Here is a 17,582-nt window from a genome sequence, read left to right on the forward strand (position 1 = left end):
ACCAGGTGGAGGAAGTCATGAACGCTCCAGTGTCGATCGAAGTGTTGCGGCAGCATCTGATCGATCCGGAAATCTGCATTCGCTGCAATACCTGCGAAGAGACTTGCCCGGTCGACGCGATCACGCACGACGACAACAACTACGTCGTGAAGGCCGAGGTCTGCAACGGCTGCATGGCCTGCGTGCCGCCGTGCCCGACCGGCGCGATCGACAACTGGCGCACGGTGCTGAAGGCCGACGCGTATTCGATCGACGAGCAGTTCACATGGGACGTGCTGCTGGAGCAGAACACGATGGCGGTGCCGGCCGAAGAAGCTGCGCCCGCCGCGAGCGACGCCGCCGCCGCCGAAGCGGACGGCATCGAAGTCGATACCGTGCGCGGCGCGGTCGTGCCGCCGTGGTCGGCCGCGAAGCCGTACGTGAATCTCTACACGCACAAGACGCCGACCACCGCGACCGTGGTCGGCAACTACCGGCTCACCGACAGTGCGACGTCGAGCGACATTCATCACATCGTGCTCGATTTCGGCTCTATGCCGTTTCCGGTGCTCGAAGGGCAGTCGATCGGCATTCTGCCGCCGGGCGCCGCCGCCGATGGCCGTACGCATCATGCGCGCCAGTATTCGATTGCCAGTCCGCGCGACGGCGAGCGGCCCGGCTATAACAACGTGTCGCTGACGGTCAGGCGCGTGTCGCGCCAGCATGGCGATACGATCGACGGCGTCTGCTCGAACTATCTGTGCGATCTGAAGAAGGGTGACGTGGTCAACGTGATCGGCCCGTTCGGCAGCACGTTCCTGATGCCGAATCATCCGAACTCGCATCTGTTGATGATCTGCACGGGCACCGGCTCCGCGCCGATGCGCGCGATGACCGAGTATCGGCGGCGCAAGCGTCTGAAGGGCGCGACCGGCAAGCTGATGCTGTTCTTCGGCGCGCGCACCCAGGAAGAGCTGCCTTACTTTGGACCGCTGACGAATCTGCCGAAGGATTTCATCGACACCACGCTCGCGTTTTCGCGCACGCCGGGTCAGGCGAAGCGCTATGTGCAGGACGCGATGCGCGAGCGCGGCCCCGACGTCGCAAACCTGCTGAGGGATGACAACACCTATATCTACGTATGCGGGCTCAAGGGCATGGAAGACGGCGTGCTGCAGGCGTTGAAGAATATCGGCGAGCAGCATCAGCTCGACTGGGAAGCGCTGTGGGCGAAGTTGAAGCGCGAAGGGCGGCTGCATCTGGAGACATACTGACGTCCCGGAATGGCTTCCGGGACGGCGCATCAAACTCTCCGGCGACGCGCGGCAATGCGGGGGATCGCGTCGAATTCATGCGTCGCGGACTCGAGACGCGTTCTTTCCTCGCCGATCTGGCTTTCCATCGTGCCGCCCGGCACCGCTTGCCGCCTGGACCTGCTTCTTGAAAAAAACGACCGGTTTGCTACAGTCGGCCCATGCCGCCCGATAGCGCTCGCCAGCCGGCGCTCTCGGATTTCAATCCGGGCCACCGGCATGGCCAATCTGTTGGAGCCCTCGATGAAGCCGATTCGTTTGCTGGTGCTGGCCGTGCTGCTGCAGGTGGTCGCGAACCCAGTATTCGCCGGCGACAAACTCGCGCAGATCCGGACCTCGGGCGTGTTCCGCATCGGCACGGAAGGCACCTATGAGCCGTACAGTTTTCACGACGAAGCGGGCAGGCTGACCGGTTTCGACGTGGAACTCGGCACGGCGATCGCGCAGCGTCTCGGCGTCAAGCCGCAATTCATCGAGGCCCGATGGGAAGGACTGCTGGCCGGTCTCGACATCGACCGCTATGACGCGGTCATCAACGAAGTCGCCGTGACCGACGAGCGCAAGCTCAAATACGATTACTCCGATCCGTACATCACGTCGCACGCGGTGCTGATCGTTGCCTCGGACAACACGACGATCCAATCCTTCGACGACCTTCTGGGCCGGAAATCCGCCAATACGCCGACGAGCCATCTCGGCCGGATCGCGGCGGCGCACGGCGCGCAGGTGATCCCCACGCACGGCTTCGAGGAATCGATCGATCTGGTCGCCGGGGGGCGCGTCGATGCCACCGTCAACGATTCGCTGTCGTTTATCGACTACAGGAAGCGCATGCCCGGCGTGAGGCTCAAGGTCGTCGCGGTCGATACGTCGGGCGAGGACAGCGGCCAGTCCGCGGTGCTGATCCGCAAGGGCAATCCGAAGCTGCGCGCGGCGCTCAACGAGGCGCTCGCCGGCCTGAGAAAAGACGGCACATATCAGCGGATTTCGCAGAAGTATTTCGGTCGCGACGTGTTTCGTTGAGCGCGTGGCGCCGTTCTCGCGGGTGAGTCGGTGCGATGAAGCGGTGACATGAGCCGGTGAAACGAAGCCGCAAAAAAAAGAAGGGGCGTTGCAATTGCAACGCCCCCTCCCGATACTACCGCGCGCCGCACCGATTACCAGACCGGCACAGCGGACCGGCAACGCACACTACTCACGCGCCTCACACGGTTGCATCGCTCAAGGCCGCTTCGAAGAAGCGCTCCTGCGCTTGCGCATTGGCACGCGCATACGCGCGATTGACACCGCTGATCACCGCGCGGATCGACGCCGTCACGAGGTTCGCATCGACCCCGACGCCGAACGCGCTGCCGGACACCTCGGCGCCGGCCATTTCGGCGATCGCAATCGCGCGGGCGTCGGCGCCTTGCGTGAGCGCGCGTTCTTCGTAGTGCTGGATGCGCACCGGCACGTCGAAGGCATGCATCAGCGCGTCGAGCGGACCGTTGCCCGCGCCGGACAGCACGCGCGCCGTGCCGTTGATTTCGACGTTGAGCTTGATGTGTTCGCGGCCGTCACGCTCCGACAGGCTGTGGCCGATATAGCGGACCGGCTCGGCCGTGCTCACGTATTCCTGCTGGAACAGTTCCCAGATCTGCGCCGGCGTGACTTCCTGGCCGCTCTCGTCGGTGAAGCGCTGCACGGCCGAGCTGAAATCGACCTGCAGACGGCGCGGCAACACGACGCCATAGCTCTGTTCGAGCAGATACGCGATGCCGCCCTTGCCCGACTGGCTGTTCACGCGGATCACGGAGTCGTAGGTGCGGCCGAGGTCGCTCGGATCGATCGGCATATACGGCACTTCCCAGATCGCGTCCGGCTTCTGCGCGGCGAAGCCCTTCTTGATCGCGTCCTGGTGCGAGCCCGAGAACGCGGTGAAGACCAGATCGCCGACATACGGATGACGCGGATGCACCGGCAACTGCGTGCATTCTTCGGCCGTGCGCGCGACTTCGTTGATGTTCGAGAAATCGAGTTCGGGGTCGACGCCCTGCGTGTAGAGGTTCAGCGCGAGCGTGACCAGATCGACGTTGCCGGTGCGCTCGCCGTTGCCGAACAGACATCCTTCGATGCGGTCCGCGCCGGCCATCACCGCGAGTTCCGCGGCGGCCACGGCGGTGCCGCGATCGTTATGCGGATGCACGGAGACGATCAGCGAATCGCGGCGCTTGAGGTTACGGTGCATCCATTCGATCTGGTCGGCGTAGACGTTCGGCGTTGCCATTTCGACAGTGGCGGGCAGGTTGACGATCGCCTTGTGCTCGGGCGTCGGCTGCCAGATGTCGAAGACCGCGTCGCAGACTTCCTTGGCGAATTCGAGTTCGGTGCCGCTGAACACTTCCGGGCTGTATTGCAGTGTGAAGTGCGTGTCGGGCTGCGCGTCGGCGAGACGCTTCATCGTGCGCGCGGCCTTCTGCGAGAGTTCGATCACGCCGTTCTTGTCGAGGCCGAAGACGATCTTGCGGAATTCCGGCGCGGTTGCGTTGTACAGATGGACGATCGCGCGCGGGGCGCCGCGCAACGATTCGAAGGTGCGCTCGATCAGATCGTCGCGCGCTTGCGTGAGCACTTCGATCGTGACGTCGTCGGGAATATGGCCGCCCTCGATCAGCTCGCGCACGAAGTTGAAGTCGGTCTGCGAGGCCGACGGAAACGCGACTTCGATTTCCTTGAAGCCGATCTGCACGAGCGTCTTGAACATGCGCATCTTGCGCTCGGCGTTCATCGGTTCGAAGAGCGCCTGGTTGCCGTCGCGCAGGTCGGTGCTCATCCAGATCGGTGCGCGCGTGATGGTGCGCGACGGCCATTGGCGATCCGTCAAATTGATCGGCTTGAACGAGCGGTATTTGGTAGCGGGGTTCTTCAACATTTTCATCATCCGAGGGTGAGACCGTGGCAGGTGTCGACCGGACGACGAAAACGCGATACTGGGCCGCCGGTCGGAAACCGGGGCTGGGTCAGTTACTGGGGAATCAAGCGGTTGCTTCGGTGTATCAGAGAGAAGCGGACGCGCGCAGCAGCAGACCTAGCCCGGTAGAGCGGGCTAGTAGTAGCGATAGGGTGGTCTGGGCGCGGTACATAGGGCGCAATGGGAACATATTATCGGGATGGAGTCAAGGCTCGTGGCTCGTGGCTCGTGGCTCGTGGGGCAGCGGGCAGCGGGCTTTGCGCCGTGGCGGTCCCGCACCGCGCCGTCTACAGCCCGAATACGACGTGCAACGTATCGTTGTGCACGATCGTCGATACGCCGATCGCGAGCAGGATCGGCGGCAGCAGCGCCGAGCCGTAGCGGCGCACCGGCGCGCCGAGTAGCGGATGCTCGACCAGCCATACGGCGCCGGCGCACCACAGCCCGATCATGACGACAAACACGAGCGATACGAGCGCGTTTTCGCCGACACCGTGGCTCGCGTACAGCGGCACATAGACGGCGAGATTGTCCGAGCCGTTGGCGATCGCAACGCTTGCGACGGCCCAGCTCGACGAGCCGCGTCCCGCGGGCGCCGGGCTGTGGCGAGCGGCCGGAGCATGCGCGGCGGGCTCGCCCGCATCGGGCTCCGCGCCGTTGTCCTCGCGTTGCGCGCGGGCGGGGCCGAAGCGCTCCCAGGCCTTGCTCAGGCCCACGCCGATCGGCAGGAACCCGAGCAGGCCGACATAGCCCGTCGGCAGGCGCGCGAGCAGCGCGGCGAGCAGCAGTGCCGCCGCGACGAGGATCAGCGAGCCCGCGTACTGTCCCGCGATCACGCGGCGGCGCTCGGCGCCGGCTTCGGTCAGAAACGCGAGCAGGACGAACAGGTTGTCGATATTGGTCGCGGCATAGGCGACGATTGCGAGCAGGACGAGGCTGAACATAAGGAAACGGATCGATACAGGATGGCAAAACCGCGCCGGGCCCAGTGGCCCTTCCGCTGGACGGCAACGCGGCCGACCCACACGATGCCGATGCGATCCGGCGAGGTCAAGCGGCATGCGTCAGGCGGCATGCGGCATGCGTCAGCGCCGCCGGCGGGCGGGGCCGTAAGCTACAATGGCCGACGGCTAAAAAACGGAATGTCGATGAAGATGCGGATTCTCCCTATCGCCTGTGTCGCGATCGCCGCCGCGCTGCTGACGGCCTGCACGATCGCTTCCCGCAACTCGGGCGCATGCGAGCAACTGATGCGAAACAGGCTGGCCGAAACGTCGTCGGATACGCTGCGTGTCGCGCATCGCGGCGTTGCGATTCGCGGCTCGCGCGTGGTGGTCGAAGGCTCGATCGAGCATGTGCCGAGCGCATCCGAAGTAGCCGCCTCGGCTGCGGCCGCGGCGTCCGCTCCGCGGGCGGCCTCGGCACCGGTCATGGCCTCGGCGACGAAGGAAGCCTCGGCTGTCGCCGTGGCGGCCAAGCCTGCGGCGCCCAAAAAGGTCGTGACACCGGCTGCCGCCGAATGCACGTTCCACGGCGAAGAACTCGACGTATTCCGCTGGCTCGCGCCCGCGAAGCTCGCGGCACCGGCGGAGCAGGCGGACGGCGCCGCGGGTTGAATCGACGGGAGCGCCGGTGCCAGGGCGGCACCGGTTTCCACCCCAGCCAGATTTCCTCGCCGCCTCGGCGCTGAATCCGTCAGCGCGCCTCCTCACTCCCTCAAAATGCGTAATACGGCCCGGCTCCGGCCGCCGTATTACGCGACGCGATTGCCGTATAAACCCGTCGCCCGTAGAAGAACGGCAAGCCCCACGCGAAGCCCTGGCTCGACGTGCCCGCGAGGTTGTCGAACGCGTTGTTCGACGACGCGAACAGCGTGCTCGCATTGCCGACATCGAACGCGACCGTGTTCGACACGCCATTGCTTCCTGCGATCGACGCGTTCGCGGCTTGCGTCGAGCCCGGGCAGTACCAGATGCCGCACAGCGGAAACTGCGACGAGTGGAAGAAGAACCCGTTCGAACCGCTGTCGAGGTAGCTCAGAGTATAGGTCTGCTCGCCCGCGGTCGTGGTCACGTAGCCCGTCACCGAATTCGCCTTGATGACGCTCGCGCCGCCGAGCGTGTTGTTCGCCTGCGTGCCGATGCCGAAGATCAGCGAGCCCGACACGCTCGCCGCGCCGGCATCGGCGACGGCGGGCAGGTCGATCACGACGCCGTTGTTGTCGAGCGCGAAACTGCTGACCGGGTTGGTCACCTGCTGCGCGACGGCCTGCGCGCTGGCCGTGCAGGTGCCGCTCGTGGTGCAGCTGTAGTACCAGCGCGGCAGCGCGGCGTTCGCGCAGCCGCTGCCGCAATCGACGGGGAACAGGCCCACGCCGAGAATGCCGTTCGAGTGCAGGCTCGCGACCGTCAGCATCGCCGGGCCCGCGTTTGCGCAGTCGGTCGGCGCGGCGGGCAGCGCCGGATCGGCGATCAGATGCATGGGAATCGCGGCGGCGAGCTGGCCGGCCATGCGCACGTCGGCGGTGCGCACCGAGCCCCACGCGTAGCCGCTGCCGAACACCGCGCATTCGCTTGCCATGCCGCCGCCCGATGCCACCGCGGGCAACGTAAAGCCCGCGGGCAGCGCCGACGCGAGAATGCGCAGGCCGTTCGAGCCCGTGTCGACCTGGATGTCGTCGATCGTCGCGCAATTGCTGGTGCCGGCCTGGCAGATCGTGACGCTCGTCGTCAGCATGTTGCGCGTCATGCCGGGCGATACGCCGACCGTGACCGGCTGCACGTTCGCCACGTTCGATTGCGGCACGCTCGTGTTCTGATTCGAATTCGACGTGCCGGCGCTGCTGGGCGAAGACGGCGTGCCGCCTGACGAGCCGGTTCCGGACGGGGTGGACGACGCGTTGTTCGAGCCGCCGCCACCGCCGCAGGCGGCAAGGGCCGCGCAGACGACGAGGGCGAGGGCGTAGACACGGAGAGCGGATTTCATGGCGGGGTGGGCATCGGGTGGGGCTGAAGGGCGGCTGCGCGTTACTGGAGATCGTCGGCCGTGACGCCGGCCGGCAAGGCCGCCGGCAGCCACGCGCGGCCGACGTAGCTGCGCATCGGGCCGCCCGATTCGACGATCACGTCGGGCCGCGCGATCCGAGACGCATGCAGGTTGCCGTTCGCGGACGCCGCAGCCGCGCCCGCCTGATACGAGCCGGCGTACTGGCCGAGTAGCGCGTGCAGGTCCGGCATGGTCGGGCCCTGCCACGTGTAGGCGACGATCTGGCCGGTGCTGGTCGCGTATTCGTTGAGGGTCGTGTTGCCGGCGTCGGTCATCGTGCGCACGCGCAGCGCGCCGTTGAGGATCGTGCGCGAGGCCGCCTGGGCGGGCATCGCGCCGCCGAGTTCGGCATAGGCGCCGGTGCTGGCGCAGCACGCGATGAGCGCGAGCGCCGCCGCACGCGCGGACGGATAAAAACGGGCTTTGAACATGGCGTGTATGCCTTGCGGGCGGGGGCGCCCGGGCTTTATTGAGATACGAATGAAAAATAACAGCCGGGTTTGGCTTCCTGTGACGTGCCCTGTCAGGCGCCGCCACACGCAATCTCAAAATAAAGCGGGATGTATTGCTTAAAGCCCTTTCAGAACAAGCGTTTAACCACGACGTAAGAACATTCTTAACGCCGTCTCATGACTGTTAGCGACCGTTAAATTTACCCGATGACAACGCAAATAGGCGGGAAAAAACGCGAATTTTTTTAGGGAAAGAGGCATGGCGCACAGACATCCAGAACGAGACGCCGCCGGTGCGATGGGTGGACCAACCTGCGGGCAAACCCCAGTTTTTGCACACGCTTGCCCGGGACCGGTAAAATGTTGGGTTGATCCACGGAAACTTGCCGTGGCGTAGCGGAAGGATTCCCCGAACATGACTGATCTTCGTCTTACCAGGCGGTTTGCAGTAATGCTGATGGCGGGCGGGCTGGTTGCCGGCTGCGGCACCTCGTCGCCGAACAAAATCGACTACAAGAGCGACTCCCGGTCGAAGCAGGTATCGCTCGCGGTACCGCCGAACATGATCGACGAGACGTCCGATCAGCGCTCGCTGCCGCCGCAGGGTGGCGAAACCTCGCTGTCCACACTGAAGCAGGTGCAGGCACAGGCGCCGGCGGGCAATTCCGTGGTGGTCGTGCCGCCGGTTCAGGGCATGCATATCCAGCGCGACGGCACCGAAAGCTGGCTCGTGCTCGACAACAGAACGCCGGATCAGGCCTGGCCGCAAATCCGCCGCTTCTGGCAGGAGCAGGGCTTCCTGCTCGTCGTCGACCAGCGCGACAAGGGCGTGATGGAAACCGACTGGAACGAAACCCACGCGCAGATCAACGACGGCCTGATCCGCAACACGCTGTCGAAGGCGATGGGCAACAGCTACGTAAGCTCCGAGCGCAACAAGTTCCGCACGCGTCTCGAAGCGGCGCCGAACGGCGGCACCTACGTGTTCGTGAGCCAGAAGGGCATGCGCGAGGCGGTCACGGGTGCGAACAACGATTCGAGCCAATGGCAGCCGAAGCCGAACGATCCGGCGCTCGAGCAGGAATATCTGAAGCGTCTGATGGCATCGCTCGCGCTGGCCGATTCGCGCGGCGCGGCCGGCACGCCGAACGCCGAGCTGTCGCCGGCGGGCGCGCAAACCGCGCCGAACGCGGCCACGGCGGGCGCGAAGTCGGCGGCGGCCGCAACCGCGGCGCAGAACGTCGTGCTCGCGGCGCAGCAGCCGATGCCCGATCCGGATGCGCAGAATACCTCGGCGCAGTTTTCGTCGACGGAACTCACGCTGGGCGAGCCGTATGACCGCGCATGGCTGCGCGTGGGCCTCGCGCTCGATCGCAGCAACTTCACGGTCAACGACCGCGACGCGACCCGCGGCCTCTACTTCGTGCGCTACGTCGATCCGAAGGATCTGTCGTCGGCCGAGCAGGGCTTCTGGAGCCAGGTGTTCCACGGCAAGAAGGAAAAGGTCGCCAAGGAGTATCGCGTGAACGTGCGCGCGGTGACGCCTAACCAGACGCGTGTCGCCGTCGTCGACGACAAGGGGCAGATCGACGACAGCCAGCAGGCGAAGCAGATCATGAGTCTGATGGCCGACCAGCTGCACTGAGCGACGTTCGCGCGGCGAGGCCGCCGATTCGGAAGACCGCCCGGGTGAATCCCGGGCGGTTTTTTTTCGTCCGTTCGTTTGCCGTCCCGTTGTCCGTTTGCCGTTGCGTCGCCGTCGTATGCGGCGGCTCGCGGTTCATCGCGCTCGCCGCGTCGTCCTGCGCAACCGGTCGAGCCGCGCATGGCTTTTGCTTTTGATCCTGACAGCGACAGTCACCGGCCAGGAGCGGAGCCAGCCATGTTCGACGTGATCTCTTACTGGATGTGGGCAGTGAGCCTGCTCGTTCTCGCCTTGATGTGCGGAGCGGTGTTGAGCGTTCCCGAGCCACGCGAGCGCGGGCGGCCGCTACGACGAATCGCATCGGCGCGGGCGAGGCGGCTGTAGCGTCGACCGGCCCCGCATCCGTCCATGCACGTCCGCGATGCCGGCGTTTTCGCCGTGTGCAGCGCACGTAACGTGACGTTACGTTGGTGACGTAACCCGCGAAGTTCTCCGCCTTGCCGGCCATGCTTCGCTTCCTTTCTGTTTGAAAGAAAAATATCAATATAAATCAGACAGTTGCGGGCATCTGCGAGGGCTTCTCATAGCTGGCACGCAAGCTGCTTTATAAGACTCATGGGGCCGGATGGGATACCCGATGCGCATGCGCGGCGGATTCCACTTGCGTTTCAAATCATTGCGGTGCCGGCGTGCGAACCGGTACCGAGCCCGATAACGGCCTGCGCGTTGCGCGCGGCCCCGGTGGCCCCGTCGCCTATCCTCGTAGGGCGACGGTTTTTGCCCGCACTCCCAGGGAGTGCGGGCTATTTTTTCGTACTCAGGATTTGCAACGTAGCGCCGGATGGCCGAAGCGGCGGGGCGATTGACACCGCGCGGGCAGGAAAAGAGGCTGCGGACGTCGAAGGCGTGCGGAAACGGGGGGGGGGCCGGCTAGGCGTAGGCCTGCGGAACTGCCGCCCGGCCGCCCGGCGAAGCCGCACCAGTACCCATGCGCTCAGGTATCGGCGCGCCGCGTTCCTGTCCACGGCAGACGCTTCACGACTCCCGTTGCCAGCGCGGTACCCAGCAGAATCACAGCGCAACCTTCGAGCATGCCCGGCGACACGGCTTCGCCGAGAAACAGCGCGCCCCACAGAATGCCGAACACCGGAATCACGAACGTCACGGTAATCGTGCGCGCCGGCCCGATGATCGCGACCAGATGGAAGAACATCATGTACGCGATGCCGGTGCAGGCGACGCCGAGCCCGATCACGGCGCCCCATGCGCGCAGCGAGATCGGCGCGGCGGGCCAGTCGATCACCGCGAGCGGCAGCAGCACGATCGTCGCGCCGAGCATCGTGCCGGCGGCGACGGTCAGCGCATCGACGCCGGTCAGGTAGCGCTTCGTATAGTTCGCGGCGATGCCGTACAGCAGCGTCGCGCCGAGCGCGGCCGCCGCCGCGAGCGCCACGGTCGCAGGTGTGGCGGGCGGGCCGTCGGGCGCCACGATCTGGTCCCACACGAGCATCAGCACGCCGAGAAAGCCGACCGCGAGACCGAGCGTGCGTAGCGTGCTCAGGCGATCGCGCAGCCACAGGAAACCGACCAGCGCGCCCCACAGCGGCGTGCTGGCATTGATCACCGACGTCACGCCCGCCGACAGCGTCAGCTCGGCATAGGCGAACAGGCAGAACGGCGCCGCCGAATTCAGGATGCCGACCACCAGCAACGGCAGCGCGCGCGTGCGCAGCAGCGTGGCGGACTGTTGCAGCGGCCGTCGCGCGAGCAGCACGATGGTGAGAAAGATTGCACCGATGCCGACGCGCAACGCCATCAGCGGCGCCACGCCGAAGTCGTTCACGCCGATGCGGATGAACAGGAACGACGCGCCCCACAGGGCGGCGAGAATCATCAGTTGCAACAGGTTTCTGGCTTTCATTGGAAGGGCGCCGCGCGCGGTTGAGTCGGGACGCCTGAGCATCGTAACAGCGCGATCGTGCGAAACGTTTCAGCGTGGAATGAAACGGCAAGATGCGGGAGAGGGGGCGTCCGGTGAACCCGATCGTAAGCGTTGCGCGGGCACGCGCAAAACGAGCAATTCTCACCGATATGTGAGAAAAACTACGATACGACGGGCGGAGAGGCCGGCCGTGCCCGTGCCGAACCGGCGGGCACGTGAAAAAACATGAGGTAAACCACAGTCTCAGGGGGCCGCGGCCGAAGCGCATCCGCTTCGACGCAGCGCCAGAGCCAGACGTGGACGCAACGCCGGTCAACCTCGACGCGGCGTCGCTGCCACCTCAATGCAACCTCAAGGCAACGTTAATGCAGCGTCAATGCGGAATCATCCACTGCAGGAAATTCTGCTGCGCCCACACGAGCACGCCGAGCAGCACCGTCAGCAGAATCGAATGCTTGAAGGTCTTCGCGAACACGACACCTTCCTTGCCCTTCAGTTCGGTCGTCGCGACGCCGGTCGAGATGTTCTGCGGCGAGATCATCTTGCCCATCACGCCGCCCGACGAATTGGTCGCCGCCATCAGCACCGGGTTCAGGTTGAGCTGGTTGGCCGCCACCACCTGCAGGTTGCCGAACAGGGCGTTGCCCGAGGTATCGCTGCCCGACAGGAACACCGCGACCCAGCCGAGGAACGCCGACACGAGCGGGAAGAACGGCCCGACCGAGGCGACGCCGAGACCGAGCGTGTAGGTGAGCCCCGAATAGTTCATCAGATAGGCGAGGCCGACGATGGTCGCGACCGTCAGAATCGCGATGCGCGTCTGCACCCACGTATCGGCGATCGCCTTGCCGAATTCGCCCGGCGACAGCCGCACGATGAACGCGGTGATGAGCGCCGCGACGAGAATCGCGGTGCCGGTCGCGAGCGGCTGGAAGTCCCACACCGCGCCGTACGGCGTGTTGTACAGCGTGATGAAGACGGCCTTGTCGAGACCGGGCCACGGCACCTTGACGTCGCCGATCGTGAAGATCTTCGCGACGGTCCAGACGATCACGACGACCGACACGATGATCCACGGATACCAGCCCTGCGCGCCGCCGACCTTGCCGCGCACCTCGTTGATGCGGTCGACGTTGACCGCGAACTTCGGATCGACGGCGGGCTTCCAGACGCGCAGGAACGCGATCGTGACGATCAGCGAGACCATCGACGACAGCACGTCGGTCAGGCTGTAGTTCACGTAGTTCGACGCGACGAACTGCGTGAGCGCGAAGCTCGCGCCCGACACGAGCAGCACCGGCCACACGCGCAGCATGTTGCGAAAGCCCGCGTAGACGGCGATCACGTAGAACGGCAGTAGCAGCGCGAAGAACGGCAACTGCCGGCCGACCATTTTCGCGAGCGCATCGGACGGCAGATGCGTGACCGCGCCGAGCACCGTGATCGGCACGCCGAGCGCGCCGAACGCGACCGGCGCGGTGTTGAAGATCAGCGTGAAGGTAAGCGCTTCGAGCGTCGGGAAGCCGAGCATGATGAGCAGCGAACTCGTAATCGCGACCGGCGTGCCGAAGCCGGAAATGCCTTCGAGCAGCGCGCCGAACGAAAAGCCGACCACCACGAGCACGATGCGCCGGTCGTTCGGCAGGTTGTCGATCATCCACAGGCGAAAGGCCGCGAATCGTCCCGAGCGTTGCGCGATGTTGTAGAGCAGGATCGCGGTGAAGACGATCCACATGACGGGCCAGCACGCGAACACGGCGCCCGCGGCCACCGAGTTGAACGCGAGTCCGACCGGAAACTGCCAGATGAAAATCGCTACGACCAGACCGATGACGAGGCCCGCGAGCGACGCCTGCCAGGCCGGCCTGCGGGCCCAGCCGAGCAGCGCGAGCACCGCGATGATCGGCAGCGCGGCGACGAGAAACGAGGGGAACAGCGAGTTGCCGACTGGAGTGAGTAGTTGATGAAACATCACGTCTCCTTCGTTGTTGTTGGGATCGACGCGTGGACTGCGCGTGACGGGCGCGTCGCGGTAGCAGGTAGATGCACCCCGGTGAAACGGGCGTACCGGGCATCGCCTGATTTAAGCGGGTGCTGCATGTGGCTTCCCCAAGAATAGAGCGCTGCGCGGCCGCGTCAAGCCGGGAAAGTACGGGCGTTCGGAATGGCGTGGTGCGATGGCTCACGCATGGCGCATGTCGGGCGCCGGGGGAGAAGATGAATCGCGCTCGATGGGCGCGCGAGGCAGAGCGTGAAGGAAGGCGCCTTCCAGGCGAGGGCGCATGAGCGAAAGCGCGCTTGGCGCGCACAGTACGCCGCGCCGGCAGCGCATGAAAAGCGGCGGGGGCGTGGGCGACTGACGCATGGACGGCGGATCGCGTCCACGCGCCTGCTCAATGGTTGGGAGCCGGGCGCCTGACATGGCCCGGCGTTCCAAACTGCTTCAATGCCAGTGCCGTCCCCACCCGCCGCCCCAATATCCGCCGACGCCGATCGCAATCGACGGCCCGTAATAGGCTGGGTACGGATAAACAGGCGGCGGATAGTACGCGGGATAAGGCGCGACATAAACGGGCGGCGGCGCGGCGACGGCGTAACCCGGCGACGAATTCTGCGGTGCCGTTTGCGGCTGTGCCTGCTGCTGGGCCGAGGACGGATTCGACGGATCGTCCGGCACGCCCTGCTGGGCCGTGGCCGGCGTGGCGTAGTACGACGAGTAGTACCCGCCCGGATAGTAGCCGGCCGGGTAATAGCAGCCCGACAAGGCGAGCGCGATGGCCGCGCCGCCGAGCATGGCGACGCGACGCGGGAGAGGCGAGAGGGTACGGATGGACGGTGTAGATTCGCGCGGCGGCCACGGACGTGCCGAGCGAATGGTGTTGACGACGCAAGGCTTCATGACACGCTCCTCGATGACCGACGCCGCCATGCGCGGCGTCATTCAGAGGAGCTTACGCTTTTGCGATGGAAGCGCTGTGGCAAAACCGTAACGGCGTATTTCAGTTCATTTCAGCGTCTGCCCGAGGCAAGCGCTGAGGTTTCCGTTGCTGTCGCAGGCGCCCGAAGATCATTCGGTATCCTGTACGAATCGCCGGGTGCTATCGAGTACTATCGGATGCTATCGGGCGGATCACCTGCCGATCTGATTGCCGATCACCCCACCCACCGCCGCGCCGCCGAGCGTCGATAAGCCGCTGCCGCCGATCACGGCGCCGGCTGCACCGCCGACGCCCGCGCCGATCGCCGTATCGCGCGTACGCGCAGACATGCCGCCGCAAGCCGCGAGACTGGCGACGACGGTTGCAATAGCGGCAAGCGTGCCGATGCGATGGGTCGTTTTCATGATGCAGACTCCGGGATTCGTTGGACCTGTTCGTTGAACCTGTTCGTGGCAGTGGGGCTCTCCCTGTCCTCGCCCCCGATCGCGGCCGCGCGCGTCGGCGCCGGTTGCGCGAGCCTGGCGGCAAAGCGCCGCTTTCGTCAGCGGATGTTTTCCTTCTGCATACCGATTCAGCACGGGGCGTGCCCGCTCTTCCGGCAGACGCAACGAAAAAAGCCCGCCATTCAGGCGGGCTTCGATGCTGCGCTTGCCAAGCGGCGCGTTCAGTTCAGCGACACGAAACACAATGTGCCGCGAGCGGAACCGCTCACTGACGCTGATAAATCTCCGCGCCTTGCTTCATGAACTCGATCGACTTCACTTCCATGCCTTTCTTCAGCGCTTCGTCGTCGGTCACGCCCTGTTGCGCGGCGAACTCGCGCACGTCCTGGGTGATCTTCATCGAGCAGAAGTGCGGGCCGCACATCGAGCAGAAATGCGCGACCTTGGCCGAATCCTTCGGCAGCGTTTCGTCGTGGAATTCGCGCGCCTTGTCCGGGTCGAGACCGATATTGAACTGGTCTTCCCAGCGGAATTCGAAGCGTGCCTTCGAGAGCGCGTTGTCGCGCACCTGCGCGCCCGGGTGACCCTTCGCGAGGTCGGCGGCATGCGCGGCGAGCTTGTACGTGATGATGCCGGTCTTCACGTCGTCCTTGTTCGGCAGGCCGAGGTGTTCCTTCGGCGTCACGTAGCAGAGCATCGCGGTGCCAAACCAGCCGATCATCGCGGCGCCGATGCCCGAGGTGATGTGGTCGTAGCCCGGTGCGATGTCGGTCGTGAGCGGCCCGAGCGTGTAGAACGGCGCTTCGTCGCACCAGTCGAGCTGCAGGTCCATGTTCTCCTTGATGAGCTGCATCGGCACGTGGCCCGGGCCTTCGATCATCACCTGCACGTCGTGCTTCCACGCGATCTGCGTGAGTTCGCCGAGCGTCTTCAGCTCGCCCAACTGCGCTTCGTCGTTCGCGTCGTAGATCGAGCCGGGACGCAGGCCGTCGCCAAGCGAGAAGGCCACGTCGTAGGCCTTCATGATTTCGCAGATCTCTTCGAAGTGCTCATAGAGGAACGACTCGCGATGATGCGCGAGACACCACTTCGCCATGATCGAGCCGCCGCGCGAAACGATGCCGGTCATGCGGTTGGCCGTGAGCGGCACGTATTGCAGACGCACGCCCGCGTGGATCGTGAAGTAGTCGACGCCTTGCTCGGCCTGTTCGATCAGCGTGTCGCGGAAGATTTCCCACGTCAGGTCTTCGGCCTTGCCGTTGACCTTTTCGAGCGCCTGGTAGATCGGCACCGTGCCGATCGGCACCGGGCTGTTGCGGATGATCCACTCGCGCGTTTCATGAATGTGCTTGCCGGTCGACAGATCCATCACCGTGTCGCCGCCCCAGCGGATCGCCCACGTCATCTTGTCGACTTCCTCGCCGATCGACGACGTCACGGCCGAGTTGCCGATGTTCGCGTTGATCTTCACGAGGAAGTTGCGGCCGATGATCATCGGCTCGCTTTCCGGGTGATTGATGTTGTTCGGAATGATCGCGCGGCCGCGCGCGACTTCCTCGCGCACGAATTCCGCAGTGATTTCAGCGAGGCCGTTCGGGCCGAACGCGCTCGCGCCGAACGCCTGGCCCGGATGCTGGCGGCCCATCATCGCGGCGAGCTTCGTGCCGTTCGGGCCGCTCGTCTTCAGGCTTTCGAGGTACTCGGCGCGGCGCTGGTTCTCGCGGATCGCGATGTATTCCATCTCCGGCGTGACGATGCCCTGCCTCGCGTAGTGCATCTGCGTCACGTTTTTGCCGGCGACCGCGCGGCGCGGCGTGCGATGCAGGCCCGGGAAGCGAAGCTGCGCGGTGGCCGGATCGGCGGCGCGCTCGCGGCTGAAGCTGCTCGACAGGCCGGTGAGCGGCTCGGTGTCGCTGCGCTCTTCGATCCACGCCTCGCGCAGCGCCGGCAGACCCGCGCGGATGTCGATCTTCGCGTCCGGGTCGGAGTAGGGGCCCGACGTGTCGTAGACGTAGATCGGCGGATTCTTTTCGCCGCCGAAGCTGTCAGGCGTATCGGCCTGGGAGATTTCGCGCATCGGCACGCGGATGTCGGGGCGCGAGCCGGTCACGTAGACCTTGCGGGAATTCGGCAGCGGCGCGACGGCGGCTTCGTCGACATGGGCGTCGGCGGACAGGAACTTCGGGTTGGCGTTCATGCAAATCTCCATGCTAAGCAATGTGGGGCGGCTAAGCAGGAGACCGAGACGGAAGAGGTCGGAAATCGCGAGAGATGAGGCGGTGCAGCTGGAGTGCGAGATCCGTACGCTTCCCTGCGCTGGCATTATCCAGATCAGGTTCAAAGGGTATTTCTCACCCACGTGGCACGGACCTCCAGACACCGTGCGACGCAGGACCCCCGCGTTAGCAGCGCACACGATACACCGGCCGCCCGCTGTTTGGCAACCCATCCAGATAGATCAAGCGAGGGATTGGGTTGCAATCAGACATATCCTATTCTTGTTCTGACACCGTATTGAACAGCGATGGCCGACAGCGAAAAAACGCCCGCGGCTTATCTCGAAAAATTCCGTTAAAGCTCGGTTCAAGCGGGTCGACCCATTGCCGTCCAGCCAGGTGCGGCAAGGCGGCTGTCCGGCGCGGCGATTCGCGCGGGGCGGCGTGCGAATGGCGCGAGGCGACTCGCGCCGATTGACAAAAAAGCGAGGTGTGCATGAAAGCGGAAACAGGGCGGTGGCCGGCGTTCGGCAGGAAGGCGGCGGTAGCGGCGTTGCTGGCCGCGCCGCTGGCGGCGTCGGCGGCAACGGGCGGGGTGATCCGGTTCGTCGGGATGGTCGTGGCGCCGCAGCTGGAAATCAGCGCGGATGCCGTGCCC

General features: G+C 65.2%; 14 protein-coding genes and 1 riboswitch. Of the genes, 5 read left to right on the top strand and 9 right to left on the bottom strand.

What is annotated here, in order from left to right; genetic code table 11:
- Positions 1-17 precede the first annotated feature (17 nt).
- Together boxA and GXB81_RS08705 are read left to right on the top strand one after the other, a co-directional pair.
- Entirely contained in the window at positions 18-1,253 is a 1,236-nt protein-coding gene (boxA, locus tag GXB81_RS08700; protein WP_205988901.1) for a benzoyl-CoA 2,3-epoxidase subunit BoxA, read from the top strand.
- A 282-nt stretch (positions 1,254-1,535) separates the two neighbouring features.
- Complete coding sequence (locus tag GXB81_RS08705; protein WP_205988902.1) at positions 1,536-2,315, top strand: amino acid ABC transporter substrate-binding protein; 780 nt, start codon at positions 1,536-1,538, stop codon at positions 2,313-2,315.
- 181 nt (positions 2,316-2,496) lie between these two features.
- Here GXB81_RS08705 and leuA read toward each other — a convergent pair whose 3' ends face one another.
- Together leuA and GXB81_RS08715 are read right to left on the bottom strand one after the other, a co-directional pair.
- On the bottom strand, positions 2,497-4,203 hold the full coding sequence (gene leuA / locus GXB81_RS08710; protein ID WP_167283257.1) for a 2-isopropylmalate synthase: 1,707 nt from the start codon (positions 4,201-4,203) through the stop codon (positions 2,497-2,499).
- A 326-nt stretch (positions 4,204-4,529) separates the two neighbouring features.
- Positions 4,530-5,186 carry a cadmium resistance transporter gene (locus tag GXB81_RS08715; protein WP_167043462.1) on the bottom strand — a complete coding sequence of 219 codons (657 nt, stop codon included), beginning with the start codon at positions 5,184-5,186 and terminating at the stop codon, positions 4,530-4,532.
- 204 nt (positions 5,187-5,390) lie between these two features.
- Here GXB81_RS08715 and GXB81_RS08720 point away from each other — a divergent pair, with 204 nt between their 5' ends.
- Positions 5,391-5,858 carry a hypothetical protein gene (locus GXB81_RS08720; protein ID WP_205988903.1) on the top strand — a complete coding sequence of 156 codons (468 nt, stop codon included), beginning with the start codon at positions 5,391-5,393 and terminating at the stop codon, positions 5,856-5,858.
- A 100-nt stretch (positions 5,859-5,958) separates the two neighbouring features.
- Here GXB81_RS08720 and GXB81_RS08725 read toward each other — a convergent pair whose 3' ends face one another.
- Positions 5,959-7,227, bottom strand: coding sequence for a DUF3443 domain-containing protein (locus tag GXB81_RS08725; RefSeq protein ID WP_205988904.1), 1,269 nt, complete (start codon positions 7,225-7,227; stop codon positions 5,959-5,961).
- Positions 7,228-7,268: 41 nt separating this feature from the next.
- Positions 7,269-7,718, bottom strand: coding sequence for a DUF2844 domain-containing protein (locus GXB81_RS08730; protein WP_167043456.1), 450 nt, complete (start codon positions 7,716-7,718; stop codon positions 7,269-7,271).
- A 436-nt stretch (positions 7,719-8,154) separates the two neighbouring features.
- Between GXB81_RS08730 and bamC the strand changes: the two genes are divergently transcribed.
- Positions 8,155-9,384 carry an outer membrane protein assembly factor BamC gene (gene bamC, locus GXB81_RS08735; protein WP_167043454.1) on the top strand — a complete coding sequence of 410 codons (1,230 nt, stop codon included), beginning with the start codon at positions 8,155-8,157 and terminating at the stop codon, positions 9,382-9,384.
- Between the two features lie 994 nt (positions 9,385-10,378).
- On the opposite strand, the gene GXB81_RS08740 is transcribed toward bamC, so the two are convergent.
- The 4 genes from GXB81_RS08740 to GXB81_RS08755 all read right to left on the bottom strand — a co-directional run bounded on the left by GXB81_RS08740 (position 10,379) and on the right by GXB81_RS08755 (position 14,669).
- Positions 10,379-11,305 carry a DMT family transporter gene (locus tag GXB81_RS08740; protein WP_205988905.1) on the bottom strand — a complete coding sequence of 309 codons (927 nt, stop codon included), beginning with the start codon at positions 11,303-11,305 and terminating at the stop codon, positions 10,379-10,381.
- Positions 11,306-11,699: 394 nt separating this feature from the next.
- Positions 11,700-13,298, bottom strand: coding sequence for an L-lactate permease (locus GXB81_RS08745; RefSeq protein WP_167043448.1), 1,599 nt, complete (start codon positions 13,296-13,298; stop codon positions 11,700-11,702).
- A gap of 471 nt (positions 13,299-13,769) precedes the next feature.
- Complete coding sequence (locus tag GXB81_RS08750; RefSeq protein ID WP_205988906.1) at positions 13,770-14,225, bottom strand: hypothetical protein; 456 nt, start codon at positions 14,223-14,225, stop codon at positions 13,770-13,772.
- A 231-nt stretch (positions 14,226-14,456) separates the two neighbouring features.
- Positions 14,457-14,669 (bottom strand): glycine zipper 2TM domain-containing protein, encoded by a 213-nt coding sequence (locus GXB81_RS08755; protein WP_205988907.1) that lies wholly within the window; start codon positions 14,667-14,669, stop codon positions 14,457-14,459.
- A gap of 33 nt (positions 14,670-14,702) precedes the next feature.
- Between GXB81_RS08755 and GXB81_RS08760 the strand changes: the two genes are divergently transcribed.
- Positions 14,703-15,011, top strand: a complete 309-nt coding sequence (locus tag GXB81_RS08760; RefSeq protein WP_205988908.1) for a hypothetical protein — start codon at positions 14,703-14,705, stop codon at positions 15,009-15,011.
- Here the strand turns inward: GXB81_RS08760 and thiC are convergent.
- Positions 14,974-16,905 (bottom strand): phosphomethylpyrimidine synthase ThiC, encoded by a 1,932-nt coding sequence (gene thiC, locus GXB81_RS08765; RefSeq protein ID WP_205988909.1) that lies wholly within the window; start codon positions 16,903-16,905, stop codon positions 14,974-14,976. The genes GXB81_RS08760 and thiC overlap by 38 nt on opposite strands.
- 93 nt (positions 16,906-16,998) lie before the next feature.
- Positions 16,999-17,117, bottom strand: a riboswitch (TPP riboswitch).
- Positions 17,118-17,582: the final 465 nt, after the last annotated feature.

The organism is Paraburkholderia sp. Ac-20336, assembly GCF_017105025.1.
GTDB lineage: Bacteria > Pseudomonadota > Gammaproteobacteria > Burkholderiales > Burkholderiaceae > Paraburkholderia.